24 protein-coding genes are annotated in these 19,913 nt (G+C 68.5%); 14 read left to right on the top strand and 10 right to left on the bottom strand.

Features of this window, described 5'->3' with window-relative positions; translation table 11 throughout:
• Positions 1–5 precede the first annotated feature (5 nt).
• Positions 6–434, bottom strand: a complete 429-nt coding sequence (locus tag ACLJOO_RS07435; protein WP_410786067.1) for a PPOX class F420-dependent oxidoreductase — start codon at positions 432–434, stop codon at positions 6–8.
• 50 nt (positions 435–484) lie between these two features.
• Here ACLJOO_RS07435 and ACLJOO_RS07430 point away from each other — a divergent pair, with 50 nt between their 5' ends.
• Both ACLJOO_RS07430 and ACLJOO_RS07425 read left to right on the top strand, forming a co-directional pair.
• Entirely contained in the window at positions 485–841 is a 357-nt protein-coding gene (locus tag ACLJOO_RS07430) for a winged helix-turn-helix transcriptional regulator (RefSeq protein WP_410786066.1), read from the top strand.
• A gap of 4 nt (positions 842–845) precedes the next feature.
• On the top strand, positions 846–1,748 hold the full coding sequence (locus ACLJOO_RS07425; RefSeq protein ID WP_410786065.1) for a TIGR03560 family F420-dependent LLM class oxidoreductase: 903 nt from the start codon (positions 846–848) through the stop codon (positions 1,746–1,748).
• Here ACLJOO_RS07425 and ACLJOO_RS07420 read toward each other — a convergent pair.
• The 3 genes from ACLJOO_RS07420 to ACLJOO_RS07410 form a co-directional block, all read right to left on the bottom strand.
• Positions 1,734–2,480, bottom strand: coding sequence for an endonuclease/exonuclease/phosphatase family protein (locus ACLJOO_RS07420; RefSeq protein ID WP_410786064.1), 747 nt, complete (start codon positions 2,478–2,480; stop codon positions 1,734–1,736). The two genes, ACLJOO_RS07425 and ACLJOO_RS07420, sit on opposite strands and share 15 nt — an antisense overlap.
• Positions 2,477–3,445: a tryptophan--tRNA ligase gene (gene trpS / locus ACLJOO_RS07415; protein WP_410786063.1), complete on the bottom strand. Its 969-nt coding sequence runs from the start codon at positions 3,443–3,445 to the stop codon at positions 2,477–2,479. The genes ACLJOO_RS07420 and trpS overlap by 4 nt, the downstream gene beginning before the upstream one ends.
• Before the next feature lie 141 nt (positions 3,446–3,586).
• Entirely contained in the window at positions 3,587–4,366 is a 780-nt protein-coding gene (locus ACLJOO_RS07410; RefSeq protein WP_410786062.1) for a hypothetical protein, read from the bottom strand.
• A 271-nt stretch (positions 4,367–4,637) separates the two neighbouring features.
• On the opposite strand from ACLJOO_RS07410, the gene ACLJOO_RS07405 reads away from it, so the two are divergent.
• Positions 4,638–5,813 carry an acetoin utilization protein AcuC gene (locus ACLJOO_RS07405; RefSeq protein ID WP_410786061.1) on the top strand — a complete coding sequence of 392 codons (1,176 nt, stop codon included), beginning with the start codon at positions 4,638–4,640 and terminating at the stop codon, positions 5,811–5,813.
• A gap of 119 nt (positions 5,814–5,932) precedes the next feature.
• Entirely contained in the window at positions 5,933–6,148 is a 216-nt protein-coding gene (locus ACLJOO_RS07400) for a helix-turn-helix domain-containing protein (RefSeq protein WP_012923942.1), read from the top strand.
• Positions 6,149–6,195: 47 nt separating this feature from the next.
• Here ACLJOO_RS07400 and ACLJOO_RS07395 read toward each other — a convergent pair whose 3' ends face one another.
• Entirely contained in the window at positions 6,196–6,684 is a 489-nt protein-coding gene (locus tag ACLJOO_RS07395) for a MarR family winged helix-turn-helix transcriptional regulator (protein WP_410786060.1), read from the bottom strand.
• A 64-nt stretch (positions 6,685–6,748) separates the two neighbouring features.
• Here ACLJOO_RS07395 and ACLJOO_RS07390 point away from each other — a divergent pair, with 64 nt between their 5' ends.
• Positions 6,749–7,996 (top strand): amidohydrolase family protein, encoded by a 1,248-nt coding sequence (locus tag ACLJOO_RS07390; RefSeq protein WP_410786059.1) that lies wholly within the window; start codon positions 6,749–6,751, stop codon positions 7,994–7,996.
• Here ACLJOO_RS07390 and ACLJOO_RS07385 read toward each other — a convergent pair.
• The gene (locus ACLJOO_RS07385; RefSeq protein ID WP_410786058.1) at positions 7,986–8,846 is read right to left on the bottom strand and encodes an alpha/beta fold hydrolase; all 861 of its coding nucleotides are present in this window, start codon (positions 8,844–8,846) and stop codon (positions 7,986–7,988) included. The genes ACLJOO_RS07390 and ACLJOO_RS07385 overlap by 11 nt on opposite strands.
• 54 nt (positions 8,847–8,900) lie before the next feature.
• Between ACLJOO_RS07385 and ACLJOO_RS07380 the strand changes: the two genes are divergently transcribed.
• Complete coding sequence (locus ACLJOO_RS07380) at positions 8,901–10,775, top strand: AfsR/SARP family transcriptional regulator (protein ID WP_410786057.1); 1,875 nt, start codon at positions 8,901–8,903, stop codon at positions 10,773–10,775.
• Between the two features lie 18 nt (positions 10,776–10,793).
• Here ACLJOO_RS07380 and ACLJOO_RS07375 read toward each other — a convergent pair whose 3' ends face one another.
• On the bottom strand, positions 10,794–11,009 hold the full coding sequence (locus ACLJOO_RS07375; protein ID WP_410786056.1) for a hypothetical protein: 216 nt from the start codon (positions 11,007–11,009) through the stop codon (positions 10,794–10,796).
• 103 nt (positions 11,010–11,112) lie between these two features.
• On the opposite strand from ACLJOO_RS07375, the gene ACLJOO_RS07370 reads away from it, so the two are divergent.
• Both ACLJOO_RS07370 and ACLJOO_RS07365 read left to right on the top strand, forming a co-directional pair.
• Positions 11,113–11,286: a hypothetical protein gene (locus ACLJOO_RS07370; RefSeq protein WP_410786055.1), complete on the top strand. Its 174-nt coding sequence runs from the start codon at positions 11,113–11,115 to the stop codon at positions 11,284–11,286.
• A 113-nt stretch (positions 11,287–11,399) separates the two neighbouring features.
• Positions 11,400–11,795 (top strand): GNAT family N-acetyltransferase, encoded by a 396-nt coding sequence (locus tag ACLJOO_RS07365; protein ID WP_410787129.1) that lies wholly within the window; start codon positions 11,400–11,402, stop codon positions 11,793–11,795.
• A gap of 20 nt (positions 11,796–11,815) precedes the next feature.
• On the opposite strand, the gene ACLJOO_RS07360 is transcribed toward ACLJOO_RS07365, so the two are convergent.
• A complete protein-coding gene (locus ACLJOO_RS07360; protein WP_410786053.1) occupies positions 11,816–12,478 on the bottom strand; it encodes a class I SAM-dependent methyltransferase in 663 nt (220 codons plus the stop codon).
• A gap of 110 nt (positions 12,479–12,588) precedes the next feature.
• On the opposite strand from ACLJOO_RS07360, the gene ACLJOO_RS07355 reads away from it, so the two are divergent.
• The 3 genes from ACLJOO_RS07355 to ACLJOO_RS07345 are packed head-to-tail and all read left to right on the top strand — an operon-like array spanning position 12,589 to position 14,876.
• Positions 12,589–12,690, top strand: a complete 102-nt coding sequence (locus ACLJOO_RS07355; protein WP_008356322.1) for a 30S ribosomal protein bS22 — start codon at positions 12,589–12,591, stop codon at positions 12,688–12,690.
• Positions 12,691–12,742: 52 nt separating this feature from the next.
• Complete coding sequence (locus ACLJOO_RS07350) at positions 12,743–13,738, top strand: NAD-dependent epimerase/dehydratase family protein (protein WP_410787128.1); 996 nt, start codon at positions 12,743–12,745, stop codon at positions 13,736–13,738.
• The gene (locus ACLJOO_RS07345) at positions 13,731–14,876 is read left to right on the top strand and encodes a lysophospholipid acyltransferase family protein (RefSeq protein ID WP_410786051.1); all 1,146 of its coding nucleotides are present in this window, start codon (positions 13,731–13,733) and stop codon (positions 14,874–14,876) included. The genes ACLJOO_RS07350 and ACLJOO_RS07345 overlap by 8 nt, the downstream gene beginning before the upstream one ends.
• 232 nt (positions 14,877–15,108) lie before the next feature.
• Here ACLJOO_RS07345 and ACLJOO_RS07340 read toward each other — a convergent pair whose 3' ends face one another.
• On the bottom strand, positions 15,109–16,221 hold the full coding sequence (locus ACLJOO_RS07340; protein WP_410786050.1) for a DUF5667 domain-containing protein: 1,113 nt from the start codon (positions 16,219–16,221) through the stop codon (positions 15,109–15,111).
• A gap of 217 nt (positions 16,222–16,438) precedes the next feature.
• Positions 16,439–16,981, bottom strand: a complete 543-nt coding sequence (locus ACLJOO_RS07335) for a sigma-70 family RNA polymerase sigma factor (RefSeq protein ID WP_130384882.1) — start codon at positions 16,979–16,981, stop codon at positions 16,439–16,441.
• Between the two features lie 391 nt (positions 16,982–17,372).
• On the opposite strand from ACLJOO_RS07335, the gene ACLJOO_RS07330 reads away from it, so the two are divergent.
• The 3 genes from ACLJOO_RS07330 (at position 17,373) to ACLJOO_RS07320 (ending at position 19,910) form a co-directional block, all read left to right on the top strand.
• Positions 17,373–18,821, top strand: coding sequence for a class I adenylate-forming enzyme family protein (locus ACLJOO_RS07330; protein ID WP_410786049.1), 1,449 nt, complete (start codon positions 17,373–17,375; stop codon positions 18,819–18,821).
• Positions 18,818–19,054: a glutaredoxin family protein gene (locus tag ACLJOO_RS07325; RefSeq protein WP_410786048.1), complete on the top strand. Its 237-nt coding sequence runs from the start codon at positions 18,818–18,820 to the stop codon at positions 19,052–19,054. The genes ACLJOO_RS07330 and ACLJOO_RS07325 overlap by 4 nt, the downstream gene beginning before the upstream one ends.
• Before the next feature lie 100 nt (positions 19,055–19,154).
• On the top strand, positions 19,155–19,910 hold the full coding sequence (locus tag ACLJOO_RS07320) for a redox-sensing transcriptional repressor Rex (protein ID WP_410786047.1): 756 nt from the start codon (positions 19,155–19,157) through the stop codon (positions 19,908–19,910).
• Positions 19,911–19,913: the final 3 nt, after the last annotated feature.

Genomic DNA, 19,913 nt, shown 5'->3' with positions numbered 1-19,913 from the left:
CTGAGTTATCTGACGGTCCACGGCCCTTCGCCCGTCACCCGATCGGCGACCACCCGTACGACGGTGGCACCGGCGGACACGTCTTCGTTCCAGAAGGGGAACTCGTCGCGGCCGAGGTACTTCTTGCTCAGCCGGTCCATCAACTCCTTGTACCGCTGAGGATCCCGTTCGAGTTTCGCCGTACCTCTCACGACCAGGTACTGCGTGAGCCCGCGGGGACTGATCCGGTCGTCCTGCACCACGAGCGTCACCCGTGGATCGCGGCGCAGGTTCCGGGTCTTGCGGTGCTTCTCCTCGACACCGATCAGGAGGTCGTCACCGTCCCGCCCGACCCACACCATCGCGGCGTGCGGCGACCCGTCCGGGTCGATGGTGATCAGCGTGGCGTCCTTGGGCTCGTCGAAGAGCCGATGAGTGCTCTCGGGAAGGTTCATGCAGCAGACGCTAGACAGCGCCGTGGGAACCTCTGGGTACCCTGACCGCTGTGCACGGAGTAGAACCCGGTGATGTCTTCCTGGCCGATTGCCCGGCCCGGCTCGCGGTCGAGGTGATCGCGGACAAGTGGGCCGTGGTCGTGCTGTGGGGTCTCAACGACCACGCCCGCAGGCACTCGGAGTTGATCGAGCTGATCGGCGGGATCTCGAAGAAGGTCCTCACCCAGACCCTCCGCCGGCTCCAGGCGAACGGCCTGGTCACGCGCACCGACCACGGCGGCGTCCCACCCCGCGTCGAGTACGACCTCACCGACCTCGGCCGCACCCTGATGGGCCCGGTCCGCATGCTCACTGAGTGGGCAGAGCAGAACGGAGACGCCGTCCTCGCGGCCCAAGAGGGAGGATGAGGCCATGGACTTTTCTTTGTGGCCTGCGGCGGCTCGGACCTGGCAGGGTGTGCTCGAAGGGGCTGAGTACGCCGAGCGGACCGGATGGCACGGCGTATGGATGGCTGACCATTTCATGAAGAACGGGGACGACCTGAGCGTCCCGGTCAACGAGGTACTGGCGCTGATCGCCGGCGTCGTCGCGCGGACCGAGCGGGTGCGGGTCGGCACGATGGTGCTCGGGAACACGTACCGGCATCCGGCCGTGGTCGCGAACGCGGCCGCGACCATCGACCAGATGTCGAACGGCCGGTTCGTGCTGGGGATCGGCGCCGGCTGGCAGGTCAACGAGCATGAGGCATACGGCATCGAGCTGCCGCCGATCGGCCCGCGCCTCAAGCGTTTCGAGGAGGCCTGTCAGGTGATCAAGCGCCTGCTCACCCAGGAGCGGACGACGTTCGACGGCAAGTACTACCAGCTCACCGACGCCCCCTGTGAACCGAAGCCGGCCAACCTCCCGATCCTGATCGGCGCCTCCGGCGAAAAGGTTGCTCTCGGCATCGTCGCGAAGTACGCCGACGAGTGGAACCACTGGGGACGTCCTGAGCTGGCCGCGCAGAAGGGCGAGGTGTTCGCCCAGCACTGCGAGCGAGTGGGGCGCGATCCCAAGTCCGTACGGCGTTCCGCGCAGACGTTCCTGGAGGTCGTCGTACCGGGGGACACCGAGGCGATCGAGCGCAAGGAGCGCCTGGAGAGCCAGGGCGCGCACGTGATCATGGGATCGGCGCAGGAGGTCCTCGACGTGGTCGCGCAGTACCCGGCAGCCGGGATCGACGAGCTGCTGGTACCGGACGGCTTCCTCGGCGACGGCGACCGGCGCTTCGACGCGCTCGAGCGGTTGCGCGAAGAAGTACTAGCGAAGATCTAAGGTCGCGACGACGGGCCAATGGTCGCTGGGCACCCGCCCGTCGGGACGGTAGTGCGAGACGGCCGCGTCGGTCACTGTCCACGTCGAGGTGACGAGGATGTGGTCGATGCGGTCGTCGTCGACGGCGCCGGTGAAGTCGTGCCAGCTGCCGCCTTCCGACAGAGGTACGGCGATCCGCAGACCGGAATCCACCAGTGTCTTCACCGGGGGAGAGTCCGGCGTCGCGTTCAGGTCGCCCATCACGATCCACGGGATCGATCCGGTGACCCAGCGCGCGATCAGCCGCGACGACTGCAGTTGCGCGACCTCGCCCGCGTGGTCGTAGTGCGTGTTGACGACGCCGACCGTCGTACCGTTGCGGTGCCGCAGCCACACCAGGGTCGCGACCCGGGTCAGGTCGGCGTCCCACCCGATCGATCCCGGCGTCCCCGGGTCGTCGGACAGCCACCGCGTCTCCTGCCGCTCGACCCGCCAGTCGCCGGGCCGGACCAGGACGGCCGCGTGCTCACCCGCGCTCATGCCGTCGTCCCGGCCGGCGCCGACGATCTCGTACTTCGGGAACCGCCAGCGCAGGTACTCGAGCTGGTCGGGCAGCACTTCCTGCAGCCCGACCACGTCCGCGTCCAGCTGTTCGATCGCCGCCACCGTCGCCTTCCGCCGTACCGGCCAGGCGTTGTCGCCGTCGGGTGCGGAGGAATTGCGGATGTTGAACGTGGCGGCGCGGATCCTCATAGAGTAGATCCTGCCAAACCCATCGCCCGGGTCGCCGCCTGGAGTCGGGGAGTGCTCGCCTCGAGCGCCCGGTCGCGCCCGTGCGCGAGCAGGTTCTCGATCGCGCCCGGGTCGGTCGCGAGGCGCGCGTACTCCTTCTGCAGCGGCTCGATGACGCTCAGGACCGCGTCCGCGACGTCCTGCTTCAGCGCGCCGTACGACGCGTAGGACGTCGCAAGCTCGACCGGGTCGCCGTCGGTGCACGCCGCGAGGATCTCCAGCAGGTTGGTGACGCCCGGCTTGGCCGCCTCGTCGTGCCGGACCTCGTTGTCCGAGTCCGTCACGGCGCGCATGATCTGCCGGCGGATCACGTCCGGCGGGTCGAGCAGCCGGATCGTCCCGACCGCGTCGTCGGCGTTCGACTTGCTCATCTTCGCGGTCGGGTTCTGCAGGTCCTTGACCCGGGTCGCGAGCGCGGCCTTGTTGAGCTGCGGTACGACGAACGTATCGCCGTACTCGCGGTTGAACCGGATCGCGATATCCCGGGCCAGCTCGACGTGCTGGTCCTGGTCGCCGCCGACGGGGACGCGTTCCGCGCCGTACAGCAGGATGTCCGCGGCCATCAGGCACGGGTACGTGAACAGCGAGGCCCGCGTCATCGGGCGCCCATTGCCCTTCTCCTTGTACTGGATCATCCGGGACAGCTCCCCGACGTACGACGTGCACTCCAGGAGGTACGCGAGTTGCGCGTGCGTGGGTACGTCGGACTGGATGAAGACCGTGCCTTCGGGGACACCGGCCGCGAGCATCAGCGTCGCGAACTCGCGGGTCAGCGTGGCGAGTCTTCGGGGATCGTGCCTGGTCGTCATCGCGTGCAGGTTCGCGACGAAGTAGAACCCGTCCGGGTCGGTGAACCGGCGCAGCGCGCCGAGGTGGTTGCCCAGCGTCAGACGGCCGGACGGGGTGATGCCGGAAAGCGAGGTCATGATTTTGCCCTTTCGGTGTGGAGGTCCCACCGAGGGCATAAGAAAAGGCCGCCTCGGCGAGACGGCCTCTGGTTGCGTGCGAACACGCCGGGTGGACCGCCCTAGGCGGCCCACCACAGCTGCAAGTTCGTGTTCACGTGGTCAGGATACCAGCGACTGGACGATCAGCTCGTTGCGGGCGTCCTGGCCCAGCGGCACCGTCGGGTGCACGCCGTCGCGCAGGTAGTTGACCAGGCGGTACGGCTTGACCCAGAGCCATTCGGCCCAGCGGATGATCTTGAGGTTCGGGTACTTCTCCTGCTGGTCGTACAGCTGCATGTTGAGCCACGAGCTGTTGCGCTGGTCGGCGAGCTGCACGGTCGAGGCCACGCTCTTGCGGACTACCTGGATGTTGACCCAGTACAGCGTCCGGTTCTGGCCGACGATGCTCATCGCCCGGGCGACCTGGGCAGCGAACTTCGGCGGGTCGAAGATGTCGTTGGACCCGCTCGCCATCAGGATCCGTCGCGGCAGGCCGTACGTCGACGCCCACTGCTGCAGCGCGTCGACGGCGCCGGACGTGGGCCGGCTGGACCAGTTGTGGACGGCGAGCTGGGTGCCGTTGCGGTTCAGCAGCCGGATCGCCAGCGCCTTGCCGTCCTGGACGGAGATGCTGTCGCCGAACATGAAGACGCCGTTGGTTTCGCGGGTGTGCTGGATCTGCGCCGGCGTCGAGATGGCGCGCTGCGCACCGGCCCAGGAGCCGAGCAGGCCGGAGCCGTACGGCCCGGTGGACGACGACGTGGTCACCGCGAACTCGGTGGACCCGGCCTCGGTGGTGGACGCGGTGGTGGCGGATGCGGTTTCGGTGGAGGCGGCGACCGTGGCGGCAGCCGCTGCGGCGGCTCCTACCGTAAAGATCTGCCGCCGGTTCGGTTTCATTTGCCTCACCGGAGAACTCTGGCCGCCGGAGCCCGTACTCGCAAGTCCGAATCTCACTGTCCGCAGTCAGCCGACGGCACGATCGGGCCAGAAATTGCGGCTTTTCTGTCAATGACTGCAAATTCTGTAACGCTTTGCAGTCCACCACCGATAAATCGACTGTTGGACCACTGACGGGCCGGCGCGACCTGGGAGGGGTGTCGCGCCGCCCGTTCGGTTCTGCCCAGGCTGGACCCTCACAACCCGACGGCCGAAGGTTATGGTCAAGGGCATGAGTGGTGAGGCGCTGCTGGTCTTCGACGACGGGTTGACGGCGTACGACTTCGGTCGTGGGCACCCGATGAGTCCGATCCGGGTGGAGCTGACGATCAAGCTCGCCCGGGAGTTCGGAGTCCTCGACCAGCTCAAGGTCGTGCCCGCGCCGACCGCCGACGACGCGCTGCTCGAGACCGTGCACACCGCCGAGTACGTCGCGGCGGTCAAACGCGCGGGCGAGAACCCCGACGACGCCGATCCCGCGCACGGACTCGGTACGTCGGACACGTACTGCTTCCCGCACATGCACGAGGTCTCCGCGCGGATCGCCGGCGCCTCGGTCGAGGCGGCCCGCGCGGTCTGGGAGGGCGACGTCCTGCACGCCGCGAACGTCGCCGGCGGCCTGCATCACGCGATGCCCAACCAGGCCAGCGGTTTCTGTGTCTACAACGACCCGGCGATCGCGATCCAGTGGCTGCTCGACCACGGCGCCGAGCGGGTCGCGTACGTCGACGTGGACGTTCACCACGGGGACGGCGTACAGACCGTCTTCTACAACGACCCGCGCGTCCTGACTGTCAGCCTGCACGAGTCGCCGACCACGCTGTTCCCGGGCACCGGGAGCGCCGGCGAGACGGGTGGACCGGACGCCGAGGGTACGTCGGTCAACGTCGCGCTCCCGCCCGGGACCGGGGACGCGGGCTGGTTGCGGGCGTTCCACGCAGTCGTCCCCGACGTCGTGAAGGCGTTCCGTCCGAGCGTCCTGGTCACGCAGCACGGATGCGACTCGCACGTCGAGGATCCGCTGGCGCATCTGACGAAGACGATCGACGGGCAGCGTGCGGCGTACGTGGCCCTGCACGATCTCGCGCACGAGCTGACCGGCGGGAAGTGGGTCGCCACGGGCGGCGGCGGGTACGCGATCATCGACGTCGTACCGCGGGCCTGGACGCACCTGCTGGCGATCGTCGCCGGCCACCCGATCGACCCCGCGGCGCCGGTGCCGGAGGCCTGGCGCGAGGAGGTCCAGCTGCGGTTCGGCCGGGTCGCGCCGGTGCGCATGACCGACGGCCGCGACGCGTCGTACGTCGACTGGTCGAGCGGCTACAACCCCGACACCTGGCTCGACCGCTCCATCAAAGCCACCCGCGACGCCAGCTTTCCTTTGTTAGGTCTTGATCCGACCTACTGAGTCACAGGAGTCCCCCTCTTTCCCATTCGTACCAACAGCCACTACGCTCGTTCTATGCACGGACGGAGGTGCCGGAGGGGAAGCCGGCGCACGATCCGTGCTGGAAGTGCGGTGCGCAAATGGCATCAAAGAAGTCCGGTGGTGAGCAGCCGCTCGCCGAGGTGAAGTTCCTGACCGTGGCGGAGGTCGCCACGGCCATGCGCGTGTCCAAGATGACGGTGTACCGGTTGGTGCACTCCGGTGAGCTGCCCGCGGTGCGGGTGGGTCGTTCGTTCCGGGTGTCGGAGGACGCCGTGCACGACTACCTCAAGGGCGCCTTCTTCCAGGCCGGATAACCACGAGAAGCCGGAGGGGCCGGATCCGATCAGGACCGGCCCCTTCGTCATGTCCCGGGCCTGTTCAGCGCCCGTAGCGCCTTCGCTGCTTGTGCGACGGCCTCGTCCGGCACGTCGGCCCACAGCTCGTGGTGGGCGGCCGAGCTCGCCTTCACGGCCTGCTCCGCGAGGCTGATCCCCTCCGGGGTCAGGCGGATCTGCGTCCCGCGCCCGTCGTCCGGATCGGATTCGCGGACAGCCAGACCGCGGCGGACCAGCTGATTCGTCACGTTGCTGGTTCCGCCCGACGACAGCAGCAGGCTCCGGACCAGGTCGGACGGCTTCTGGCGGTACGGCGTACCGGACCGGCGCAGCGAGACGAGTACGTCGAACTCGGCCATGGTCAGCTCCAGATCGCGCAGCACCCGCCGCGTCGACGCGTTCAGCTCGCCGGCCAGCAGCATGATCCGCTTCGTCAGCTCGCTGGTCGGATACAGCACCTCGGGCAGCTCGTGCTCCCAGGACGAGATCAGCCGGTCCACAGGGTCGTCGGTCACGGTTGACAGCCTATCTGTCTTTGATGATAGCTTTCTGTAAAGCTTTCTACTGAGGGAGATCGCCGTGAGGCTGTTGCTCAAGGGCGGGACGGTGATCGACACCTTCCCGGAGGTCGTCGTACGGCGCGACACCGACGTACTGATCGAGGACGGGCGGATCGCGGCGGTCGGCGCCGGGCTGACCGCGGACGCCGAGGTGATCGACGCGCGGCAGCGGATCGTGCTGCCCGGGTTCGTCGACACACATCGGCACCTGTGGCAGACCGCGTTACGCGGCATCACCCTCGATGTGGGTCTCGGGGTGTATTTCGAGCGGGTGCTGGGCGCCTACGGATCGCGGTTCCGAGCGGAAGATGTTGCGGTCGGCAACCTTGTCGGCGCGCTGGAGTGCTTGGACGCGGGCGTCACCACGGTCCAGGACTACTCCCACGTGCAACGCTCCCCGGAGCAGGCCGATGCGGCGTTGGACGCGTTGGAACGCAGCGGCCTCCGGGCCGTCTTCGGGTACGGTCCGTCGCCGCTGGGTGCTGCCGCTGTCGACGCCGGGGAGATGCGCCGGATCATGGCGCGCCGGTCCGAGCGGCTCGAGTTGGCCGCCGCGGCGATCGGGCCGGCGTACGCGCCGTTCGAGACCGTCCGCGAGGACTGGGAGCTGGCCGATTCGCTCGGGGTGCCGGTGGTCGTCCACGTCAGTAGCACGTCGCAGACCTCCGATCCGATCACGCGGCTGCGGGATGCTGGGCTGGCGCGGCCGAACACGTTGTACGTGCACGGCAACAACCTGCCCGACTCCGAGCTGAAGGTGATCGCCGAGACCGGCGCGGCCGTTTCGGTCACGCCGACGGTCGAGGCGCGGATGCAGATGGGGCCTCCGCTGTCCGGCCGGCTCCGCGAGGCCGGGGTTCCGTTCAGCCTCGGGATCGACGTGGTGACCACGGCCGGCGGCGACATGTTCCGGGCGATGCACGAGGTGCTTTCCCTTGGCTACCAGGCCTTCACGGCCGCTGACGTGCTGCAGTTGGCGACGTACGGCGGAGCTCGAGCGCTCGGGTTACCTGACGTCGGGTCGCTCGCCGTCGGTAACAAGGCCGACGTCGTGCTCCTCCGCAGTACGGACCTCAACCTGGTCGGCGGCCTGCACGACCCGGTCGCGACGGTGGTGACCGCCGCACACCCGGGCAACGTAGACACGGTCCTGGTCGGAGGCACACAGGTCAAACGAGACGGCCGACTTCTGAGTCCGCTACTACCGGCGGCCCTCGCCGACCTCGCCGAATCAACGGCCTACCTCGCCGCACCCTCTAACGCCTGAGGAGCTGGCGAATGGCGGTGGTGATTTCGGTGGGGTTCTGTTCTGCCATGAAGTGTCCGGAGGTGGTGGTTTGATGGTGCATATCGGGTGCCCAGCTCTTCCAGCGCGCCGCGGCGTCGAAGCCGAGCGCGGCGCCCCAGTCCTGCTGGATCACCGTCACCGGCATCCGCAGCTTGTTGCCCTGGGCAAGATCCTCCTGGTCGTGCGTAACGTCGACGGTCGCCGAGGCACGGTAGTCCGCGACAATCGACGGCACCGCTTGGCGACAGGCCTCCAGGTACGCCGCGCGGACGTCGGAAGGGATCGCCGCGGGATCACTCGCCCACAGATCGAGGAAGTACCCGAAGAACTCATCCGAGCTGGCCGCGATCATCCGCTCCGGCAACCCGACGGGCTGCGCCATCAGATACAGGTGGAACCCGACCGTGGCGCTCGTCCCCTGCATCACGTCCCACATGTCGAGCGTCGGCAGCACGTCCAAGCACATCAGGTGCGTGACCACGTCCGGGTGATCGAGACCAGCACGAAACGCCACCAACGCACCCCGATCGTGCCCAACCAACGCGAACTGCGAGTACCCCAACGCCCCCGCCACCGCGACAACATCGGCAGCCATGCTCCGCTTCGAATACCCCTCGACCGGCTTGTCGCTCGCGCCGTACCCCCGAAGATCCGGACAGATCACGGTGTGATCCCCCGCCAACTCAGCCGCAACCCGCCGCCACATCACATGCGTCTGCGGGAACCCGTGCAACAACACCACCGGAGCCCCCGAGCCCCCAACCGCAACATTCAGCACAACCCCTTCCGCACCCGCGATCCGCCGGTACTCAAACCCTTCAATCTCCATACCCCCCAGCCTCGCCGCCCCGGATGAGCAACGAATGAGCGCTACCGTGACCAAGTGGAGTTCGGCGTACTGGGACCAGTGATCGCCTGGGAGGGCGAGACGGCTGACCTGAGGGCCGCGCCGGTTGATTTGCGGGGGCTGCGGCATCGGGCGGTGTTGGCGCGGCTGATCGTGGCGCGGGGGCGGGTCGTGCCCGCGCAGGTGCTGGTGGACGACCTGTGGATCGATCCGCCGGCGGGTGCGCTCAGCGCGCTGCGGACGTTCGTAGCCGCCCTCCGTCGAGCGATCGAGCCGGAGCGCGCCCCGCGCGAACCAGCCGGCCTCCTGGTGACCTCAGGCCCCGGCTACGCCTTGAAAACCACAAACATCGACGCCTGCCACTTCGAGAAAGCAGTACGACCACCTGCCCCGAGCAGTGGGTCGGCGGAGGAGCGGTTGGCGGAGCTGTTGGCTGGGTTGGGGTTGTGGCGTGGGCCGGCGTACGCCGAGTTCGTGGACGAACCGTGGGCGCGGGCCGAACGTGCCCGACTGACCGAGTTGCGACTGCACGCGGTGGAACAGGTAGCGGAAACGCGCCTGGAGTTGGGCCTAGCGGCGGAGGCGGTGCCGGACCTCGACGCGCATGTCACCGAGCACCCGTGGCGCGAGGACGCGTGGCGGTTGCTGGCCCTCGCCCTGTACCGGAGCCAGCGGCAAGGCGACGCTCTCGCCGTACTGCATCGCGCCCGGCAAACCCTGGTGGGCCAGCTAGGCGTCGACCCCGGCCCCACACTCAGCCGCCTACAAACCGACATCCTCAACCAGGCCCCACACCTAACCCCACCCGCACATCCCACCCCGGCCGTGCATCTGGCCTCGGGGGAGCGCCTGGGCTCGAGTGGGAGTTTGTGGGCGGAGACGGCTGTGGCGTATGACCGGGTTGTCGGGGGGACGCGGGCTCGGATTGAATCGACAGTTGGGCTGCTTCGCAATCTTGCGGTGACCGGTGGCGGGGGTCTGGAGGCTGCTCGTCGGCACCGGCTCGCTGCGATCGCCGCAGCCGAAGAGCTCGGCGACCCGGATCTCACCGCCCGCGTGATCGGTGCGTATGACGTACCGGCGATCTGGACCTGCTCCGACGACGAAGCGCAAGCAGCCGCCATCGTCGCGGCCGCCGAACGCGCACTGCCGACCCAGGATCACCCAAGCATCCGCGCCCGACTTCTCGCCACGATCGCGCTCGAGTCTCGAGGCTCCCGTACGCCGCGAGCACGCGATGCAGCGCTCGAGGCCGAGCAACTCGCGCGTGGTCTCGACGACCCCGCGCTCCTGGCGTTCACGCTCAACGGCGTCTTCATGCAAACCTGCCACCGCGCCGGCCTCGCCCCAGAACGCGACGCGATCGGCGCCGAACTCATCACCCTCTCGCAACGCCACAACCTCTTGACCTACGAGGTTCTCGGCCACCTGATCCGGCTGCAATCCGCCTGCGCAAGAGCCGACCACACCGCCGCCGACGAACACGCCGCAGCCGCCGACGCCTTGGCCGCCCGGCACGAGCTCCCGCTCGTCGCCGTCTTCACCCGCTGGTACGCCGCTCTCCGCACCGACACCCCCGAGTCGTACCGCGCCGCAGCCGCCCTACTCGACGACGCGGGCATGCCCGGTCTGAGCGCCGGGCTCCTCCCGCTGGCGTTGGCAGCGCACGCCGTACGCCATGGCGAACCGATCCCGACGGCTGACTACGGCCCGCACGCCCCGTGGGTGCGCGGAGCACCAGATCCGCCGCCCGGCCTGCTGTTCGAGGCGTACTGGGCCCTGACCGCCCACAACACCCAGGACCCCGAGCTACTCGCGAAGGCCCAAGCCGCGCTAGCACCGGCAGCCAACGAACACGCCGCAGGCAGCGGCCTACTCACCCTCGGCCCGATCGCCGACTACCTGCGCTAAAGGAGCCGACTACCTGCCTTAGAGATCGTCCGGAGAGCCGCTCTCGGACTTCCGGTCGGCCTGCTGCCGCAGCTCGTAGTGTGACTGGTGCGCCGTCGTCCGGTACGCCTCTTCGTACGCCGCGAGAGCGCCGGCCACCCCGGACCCGCGACCGCGCCGCTTCGCCCACGAGGCGAACCAGGTCAGCCCCGCGAGCACTACGGCGAGTCCAGCGAGAAACACCACGTAGGCCATTTCTCTACGCTACCTGGCGCTCCCAGCCGACTCCCAGGAATCTGGCAGGGCCGTCGCAGACCGTGCGATCAGGATGGAATCACCAACCTGAAGGAGGCTCCCGATGCCGATCCGAATCGTCAAGACCGTTGCTGTAGGCACCATCGCGACCCTGGGGCTCGCTGCCGTCGCCTTCACTCCCGCCGCCTACGCGAGCACCACCACCAAGACGACCACCCCGCACCTGGCCGTCCTCACCAAGCCAGTCGTCCCGGTCGCCGTCCGCAAGGCCGCCTGAGATCCTGACCGCATGACAGCACGAGTGGTCGCCGACGGACTGGTGCTACGCCCCTGGGAGTCGGCGGATGCGCCGGCGATGGTCGAACTGTTCGACGACCCAGAGGTCGCGTACTGGACACCCTGAAGTCCCCCTTCGACCTCGCCGTCGCGACGGAGTACGTCGAGAACGCGCGCAAGGCGACGGACAAGCTCCAGCTGGCGATCACGACGGACGGTGTGCAGCCCCTGGGCGAAGTCATGCTCAACCTCACAACGGGTTCGCTCGGGTACGCGATCGGGCCGGCGCATCGCGGGCAGCGTCTCGGGGCGCGGGCGCTGAAGCTGTTGACCGCCTACGCGCACGAAACGGCCGGTCTGCCGCGGGTGATTCTCGAGATCGAGCCGGACAACGCAGCGAGTTCCGCGGTGGCGCGGGCAGCTGGCTATCGGCTGACCGATCTACCGCCGGAGCAAGTGGTGGACAAGGGGCGCGAGCTGACGCTGTTCACCTGGGAACACCTCGCCTAGCAAAGGCACTACCGACAACCTCAGCCTGCTTTACGCGCCCGGACCGCCAGCGAGTGTGGGATGTCTTGGCCGGTGGGTTCCTCGAAGCGGTCGATGACTAGGCCGGTGGCGACGATCGCGTTCAGGTACTCGGGGAGCGGGACGTGCCGCATGCCGATCCGGCGCCGGATTCCCTCATCGCTCCACCAGGGCGACGCCTCGTGCCAACCGGATTGGCGGTACGTCGGATGCACGATACGTGTGCCGTCGTCGGCGTACAGGACATGCGGTCCGTTGAAGCACGGGTGTACGCCGTACGCGACGAGCACCCCGCCGGGACGCAGTACCCGGGCTGCCTCGAGGAGGACCGCGCCGAAGTCGTCCACATCGGTGGAGATCCACAGCGTGATCGCGGTGTCGAACGTCTCGTCCGCGAACGGCAGCGCCGCGGCGTCACCGCGCATCAGCGGACTGTCGGTCCGGGTCCGGGCGAGCCTCAGTTGATCGCCGGAGAAGTCCAGCCCGACGACGCTGCGTCCGCTGGCCCGGATGGTCTCGAAGTTCCGCCCGGTGCCGCAGCCGATGTCCAGGCACGGCCCGGATCCGGGGCCCAGCAGCTCCAGCAGACCCGGTTGATGATCGTCGGAACCGATGACGAACCGTTCGTCGTACCACTCCGCCAGTCCGTCGTACCGAGCCCGCATCCAGCCTCCCCAGGTAGGGTCCCAGTCTACTGATGGAGCCTGCTTTAGGTCGGGACAGTGACCTACGGGTAAGCTTTGCCGACGTTCTCTTTGAGTTTGGATGGTCCGACGTGGGTTCCGTAATCAAGAAGCGCCGCAAGCGTATGGCGAAGAAGAAGCACCGCAAGCTGCTGAAGAAGACGCGGGTGCAGCGCCGCAAGCTCGGCAAGTAGTCCGTTCTGCCGCGCCCGGTCCGGCTGGGGGTAGCTCGTGGCACAGGTAGTGATGGTGACCGGCGTCTCAAGGGACGCCGGTGCTCGCTGTGCCCGCAGACTGGCTGACGACCCGTCGATCGACACTGTTCTCGGTGTCGACGTGGTTCCGCCGCGCGCGGAGCTCGGACGGGTCCGGTTCGTCCGGGCCGACATCCGCAACCCGGTGATCGCCAAGGTGATCGCCGCCGAGGACGTGGACACAGTCGTGCACACCGGCGTGGTGGCCACGCCAGGCAGCGCCGGCGGCCGGTCGTCGATGAAGGAGATCAACGTCATCGGCACCATGCAGCTGCTCGCCGCGTGCCAGAAGGCGCCCGGCGTGGCCAAGCTGGTGGTGAAGTCGTCCACCACGGTGTACGGCGCGGGCGCGCGGGACCCGGCGATGTTCACCGAGGAGATGGCGCCGCGGGCGATCCATCACCACGGCCTGAGCAAGGACGCGGTCGAGGTCGAGGGCTACGTGCGCGGCTTCGCCCGGCGCCGCCCCGACGTCTGCGTCAGCACGCTCCGGATGGCGAACTGGATCGGCCCCAAGACCGATTCGCCGATCACGCGCTACTTCGCGATGCCCGTCGTACCGACGGTGTTCGGGTACGACGCCCGCCTGCAGTTCCTGCACGAGGACGACGGCGTCGAGGCGATCCATCACGCGACCGTCAACGATCTTCCCGGGACCTTCAACCTGGCTGGTGACGGCGTGCTCTCGCTGTCCCAGGCGATCCGTCGCCTCGGCCGGCCGACGCTGCGGCTGCCTTCGTTCACCGCGTCCAGCACGGCGGCCGCCGTACGGCGAGCCCGGCTGGCGGACTTCTCGCCGGATCAGATCACGTTCCTGACCTACGGGCGAGGCGTGGACACGACGCGGATGCGGACCGAGTTCCGGTTCGAGCCGAAATACTCGACCGCGGAGGCGTTCGACGACTTCCGGCAATCGCTCGGGACCGGCGCGATGACGCGGGTGTCCAGCTTGCTCACCGCGGGCTTCAGGGGAGCGTTGCGTGGCTGACGCGGACGTGATCCCGATCGGCTCCGGCGGCCGACCGGGCCGCGGCACCGGCCGCCGTACGACGCCTTCCGCCGCAGCCCGCGCCCTCGCGGGCCCAGGCGGTCGCAAGAAGAAGAAGGTCCGGGACGACGAACGAGCCGACGACGCCGCAACCGGGCGTGCAGCGACCGGAGCAGGTGCGGCTGGTGCGCGCTCGGCTGAGACGACGGGCGAGCCGATCGGGGTGGTGCCGGATGTCGACGGACCTGAGTTGCCGCCGTTCGACTTTGTCGGGCTCGAGCGGGTGGTTCGGCAGTTGTTCGGGGAGGACGGGGAGCGGCGGGTCGCCGAGTGGCTGGCGTTCCTGCGGCGGCGGGTGACCGGGGAGTACGAGCTCGACGAGTTCGGGTACGACTCCGATCTGACCGATCAGGTGCTGCTGCCGATGCTGCGTCCGATGGTCGAGAAGTGGTTCCGGGTCGAGGTCCGGGGGATCGAGAACATTCCGTCCGACGGCAGCGCCCTGATCGTCGCGAACCACTCGGGCACGATGCCGCTCGACGGGCTAGTCACTCAGGTGGTCGTCGCGGACCACACCGGCCGGCCGCTGCGCACGCTCGCCGCGGACCTGGTGTTCCAGACGCCGTTCGTCGGCGAACTGTCCCGCAAGGGCGGTGCGACGCTCGCGAACAACGACGACGCCGAGCGGCTGCTCCGGCAGGGGAATCTGGTCGGTGTCTGGCCGGAAGGTTTCAAGGGGCTCGGGAAGCCGTTCGCCGAGCGGTACAAGCTGCAGCGCTTCGGGCGCGGTGGGTTCGTCAGCGCGGCGATGCGGACCGGCGTACCGATCGTGCCGTGCTCGATCGTGGGCGCGGAGGAGATCTATCCGCTGGTCGGCAACATCGCGTCGCTGGCGCGGTTGCTGGGCGTCCCGTACATCCCGATCACGCCGTTCTTCCCGCTGCTCGGGCCGCTCGGCCTGATCCCGCTGCCGTCCAAGTGGCTGATCGAGTTCGGCGAACCGATCCGCACCGACGACTTCGCCGACGGCGCCGCCGACGACCCGATGCTGGTCTTCAACGTCACCGACCAGGTCCGCGAAACCATCCAGCAAACCCTCTACACCCTCCTCATGCAACGCCGCAGCGTCTTCTTCTAACCCACCCCCGCCGCGCCGCCCCGCCCACAATGCGAGGGGATATCCCCTCCTGTTGTGGGTTCTCTGTTGGTACACGGGGGGAGAACCCACAACACGAGCGGATATCCCCTCGAATGGAGAACTCCGGCGCGGTCGGTGGTGGGGCGAACGGCGCGGGGGGGAGGGGCAGGGACGACGCAGCCCCCGGCGCGTGGTGCTTGTGCCGGGGGCTGCGTGGGCTCGGGGTGTCCTTCTACTTCCAGGGTGGGAAGAGGGTTTGGAGCACTCCGGGCAGGTTGATCAGTGGTGTTGTCGGGAACGGCCACGGCCAGGACGGCGTGGTCGGGGTCAGCGTAGAAGGCAGCACGGTGGGCGTCGCAATCGGCGAGTTTGACGACGACGGCACGGGTGGCGTCTTCAGGCTGGTCGGCGGCGGAGCGGTGGACTCCACGATGGTGGTGTTCGGCAGCTTGGTCGGCACCGTGCTCGGTTGCACAGTGGCCGAGTCGACCGGGGTCGGGACCGTTGTCGTCGACGCCTTGGGGCTCGACGACGCCTTGACCGGGTTGCTCGACTCGGAGCCGGTGCCGGGGCTGGTGCGGTTCGGCTGGTTGTTGTTCGTGCCGGTGCTCGGCGCGCCGGCCGGCTTCGGCGCAGCACACTTCGGGCACGCGGCCGTGGTGAGTTGCGTCAGCTGCTCGATCGTGGCGAGCGCCTCGACACCGGACTTCAACGACTCCGGCGGGAGTTTCGGCGTCGCTCCCACCAAAGCCTGGCGGGCGCTGGTGATGAACGACGTGATCGCGGTGATCGAACTCTCGTCGCCGTTCTGCTGGTACGACGCGAGCAGCCGGGACACGCCCTTGCGGGACTGTGCCGAGAAGTCGTCCAGTGTCGCGTTGATCGTGCCCACCGAGCCGCCGTTGCCGGCCAGCTCCTGGACTTCGGACAATCGGGTCATCGCGTGCTCGAGATCGCGCCGGCCGCGGGAGTCGTCGCCGACTCCGACGTTGGTCGCCACGTTCTCGATGCTGCGCTTCATTCCGTACAAGGTGTCGCCGGGCATGGCCTGCTGAGCGGCGGCGGCGGAACCGATGCCACCTCCGAGCAGCACCAGCGCGGCGGTGCTGGCCACGAGCCGGATCCTCCGGCCCTGGCGACGACGGATATCTGTCACGGACGCGCCAACGTCCTCGCTACCCGGCGGGTCGTCCGAGTCGTCTGGTGCGGTGTGCACCGTCAACGGAGTCGCAGTGGTCGCCGCGCGCGCCGCCGCCTGCTCCAACAGGCGGTGCCGCAGCTCGGCACTGAACTCCGGTCGCGGTGCGACTGCGCCGGCGGTCCTCAGCCGTCCGACGAGCTCCACAGCTTCCAGTAACTCGGGGTCATCGCCCAGTCGCGTGGAGTGACGGGGCCCGTGATCGACGGCGTGCGCGAATGCCTCCGCGCGCGCTCGAGCCCTGTGTAGGTCACTCATGAGTTCTCGTTCTCCTCAATGGCCAGTCGGGGTCACCGACAGGTCCTCACCAGGCAAACGAGGTAACTCCCTGACGGGTTACGAAAGACGTTCGTTGTCATCCGCCTCATCTCAAGTCCTTGGGGATAACCTTCGCCAAGTGCCGTACGGCCCTCAGTTGCAGTTGCTTGACGGCGCCTTCGGATTTCTCCAGCGCCTTGGCCGTCTCGGCGATCGACAGACCGGCGAAGAACCTCATCGTCAGGCAGTCGCGCTGTTCGTCGGGCAGGCCGGCCACCGCGTCCCGGAGGACCTCGGCGGTGGCCGCGGCCAGCACGTCGATCTCCGGGCCTTCGGTCTGCCGGTCGTGGGTCTCGATCTCGTCGGTGACCACCTCGAGCCGGACCCGGCCCGACTTGTAGTGGTCGGTGATCAGGTTCCGGGCGATCGTCACCAGCCAGGCTCCGAAATCCCGGCCCTGCCAACGGAACGAGTCCAGCGCGCGGAGCGCCCGGACGAAGGTCTCGCTGGTCAGGTCCTCGGCGAGTGCCGACGACGACACCCGTGCGTAGATGTAGCGATAGACGGTGAGCGAGTACTCGTCGTACAGCTCACCGAAGGCACCGACGTCCCCGGCCTGGGCGCGATCGACGAGCTCCGCACGTCTCATCCCGTCCGGGCTTGGCTCCGGCGTGGTCAAGTGTTCTCCCCGTTCAACTGACACGTCGTTCGACACATCCGCGAATGGCCACAGCGACTGGGACAGCACTGAACGTTACTGCTCAGATACGTGCTGTCAACAGGCTGGGGCGTGCCGCCTTCCGTCCGGTCCGATGGTCACGAATGCGCCAGCGGACTGCGTCCGCGGTACGGAGCAGCCTGCTGTCGGGGGTAGTGCATTGCGCATGAAGGTCCCCGCCGCGGGCGGGTTTCTGCAGTGTGAGGTTCAGCAGAAGCGCGCTCGCGAAGTCACCTGTATATCGGTGGTTACGCTCCGCTGCAACCGTTCTGTGAAAGACGGTTGGTCCCGGAGCGAATCCCGGCCGTGACAGACTCGCCTGGTGAACGTGAATTTCGCGGACATTCTTCGTGACACAGCGCAACGGCACGGCGAGCGTCCCGCGCTGGTCGACGGGGATCGGCGGCTGACCTGGAGCGAGCTCGACCAGGCCGTCGACCGGACTGCGCAAGGGCTCGCGGCGGCCGGTCTCGTGCCGGGGTACCGGGTGCTGCTCCTGGTTGCCAACAGCATCGAGTTCGTCACGTCCTACCTGGGCATTCTCCGGGCCGGACTGGTCGCCGTACCGCTGAACACCGGGCTCACCAAGCCCGAACTGGCGGCCGTCACGGCGCACTCCGGAGCCCGGCTGGCGATCGCCGGACCGGGGCTCGCGGACCGGTTCGAGGGCGTCCGCACGGTGGCGCCCGACGAGCTCCAGGGTAACGCTCCGTTACTTCCGTCGAGAGATGCCGAGACGCTCGCGGTGCTGCTCTACACGTCCGGAACCAGTGGAGATCCGCGCGCCGCGATGCTCACCCATCGGGCCCTCGCGGCGAATGTGCGGAACCTCGGCGAGCTCGGCGAGGACCGGATGGGGCCTGAGGACGTGGTGCTCGGGGTGCTCCCGATGTTCCACGCGTTCGGCCTGAACGCAGTCCTCGGCTGGGCGGTCGCCACCGGCGCCGCGCTTGTCGTCGAGCAGCGTTTCGACCCCGAACAGACCCTCGCCCTGGTTCGCCAGTACGGCGTGACGCGGCTGCCGCTCGCTCCGCCCGCCTTGCACGCGCTGCTGACCCGCTCCGATCTGCGGGAGGCGCTCGAGACCGTCAAGGTCGTGCTGACCGGCGCGTCCACGCTGGATCGCGCGCTCGCGGACCGCTTCGAGCGGGCCGCCGGGCTGCACGTCCACCAGGGGTACGGCCTGACTGAGGCGTCTCCGGGCGTCACCACGACCCTGGGCGAGGCTGAGCCGAAGCCGGGCTCGGTCGGACGCCCGCTGCCGAACGTAGAGGTCCGGATCGCCGACGAGCAGGGTGAGGACGTCGAGGGCGACGACCCCGGCGAGATCCTGATCCGCGGCGGCAATCTCTTCTCCGGCTACTGGCCGGACGGCGTCGACGGCCCGGATGCGGAGGGCTGGTACCGGACCGGTGACGTCGGGTTCCTGGACGCGGACGGCGACCTGTTCCTGGTCGACCGGCTGCGCGAGCTGATCATCGTGTCCGGGTTCAACGTGTTCCCGAGCGAGGTCGAGGACGTGCTGGTCGGTGCTCCCGGCGTACGGGAGGCCGCCGTCATCGGCGTACCGTCCGAGGAGACTGGCGAGGCGGTCAAGGCCTTCGTGGTGCCGTTGCCGGACGCATCGGTCGACGTGGCCGCGGTCCGCGAGTACGCCGAGGGCCGGCTGGCGCGGTTCAAGTGCCCGGTCGAGATCGAGGTGGTGGACTACCTGCCGCACTCGGTCACCGGCAAGGTCGCGAAGGGCCGGCTCCGGGAGGCGGACCGATGAGCCGCGTTCTGATGTACGGGAAGCCCGGCTGTCATCTCTGTGACGAGGCGCGGGAGGTCATCCGGGCGGTCTGCGCCGAGGTGGGTGCGGACTGGTCCGAGGTGGACATCACGCAGGACGACCGGTTGTTCACGCAGTACGGCGAACAGATCCCGGTCACGTTCGTGGACGGGAAGCAGCACGACTTCTGGCGGGTCGACCCCGCCAGACTGCGAAAGGCCCTGATGAGGTAGGGGTCACTCCCGCCGATTTTGTTCTCACGTTCACAAGCTCCTAGAGTAAGAGGGCCGCCGGCCGTCAGACCGCGGTGAACCAACCGCTCCCAGGAGAATTGTGACGCGTGCCAGCAGCCGTCGCCCCGGCCCGCCGACGAGAACCGAACGCGGCATCCCCGAGGCGACTGTCGCGCGCTTGCCGGTCTACCTGCGGGCCCTGACCGCGCTCTCGGACAGTGGCATCGCGACCGCGTCGAGCGAGGACCTGGCGACCGCGGCCGGCGTCAACTCGGCCAAGCTCCGCAAGGACCTGTCCTACCTGGGCTCCTACGGCACCCGCGGCGTCGGGTACGACGTGGAGTACCTGCGCTACCAGATCGCCCGCGAGATCGGCGTCACCCAGGACTGGGCCGTGGTCATCGTCGGGATCGGAAACCTGGGCCACGCGCTGGCGAACTACTCGGGCTTCGGCACCCGCGGCTTCCGGATCGTCGCCCTGCTGGACGCCGACCCGAACCTGGTCGGCGAGCGGATCGGCGACATGGAGGTCCGCGACTTCGCCCAGCTCGAGGAGATCGTCGAGGCCGACCGGGTCTCGATCGGGGTCATCACCACTCCCGCCGGTCCCGCGCAGGACGTCTGCGACCGGCTGGTCGCCGCCGGCGTGACCAGCATCCTGAACTTCGCGCCCGTGGTGCTGTCCGTGCCCGACGGCGTCGACATCCGCAAGGTGGACCTCTCGATCGAGCTGCAGATCCTGGCGTACCACGAACAACGAAAGTCCGGAGAGGCGGCGCTCCCCCAGGTGCCCGAACTACCAGCGATGAACGGTATGACGGATCTCCCGAGTGTCGGGGGAGGTGTCGGCGCGTGAACG

Origin of the sequence: Kribbella sp. C-35 (genome assembly GCF_046549195.1) — a bacterium.
In the GTDB taxonomy this organism is placed as follows: Bacteria; Actinomycetota; Actinomycetes; order Propionibacteriales; family Kribbellaceae; genus Kribbella.
The sequence above is the reverse complement of the archived record's forward strand: the minus strand, read 5'-3'. Positions and strand labels throughout refer to the sequence as shown.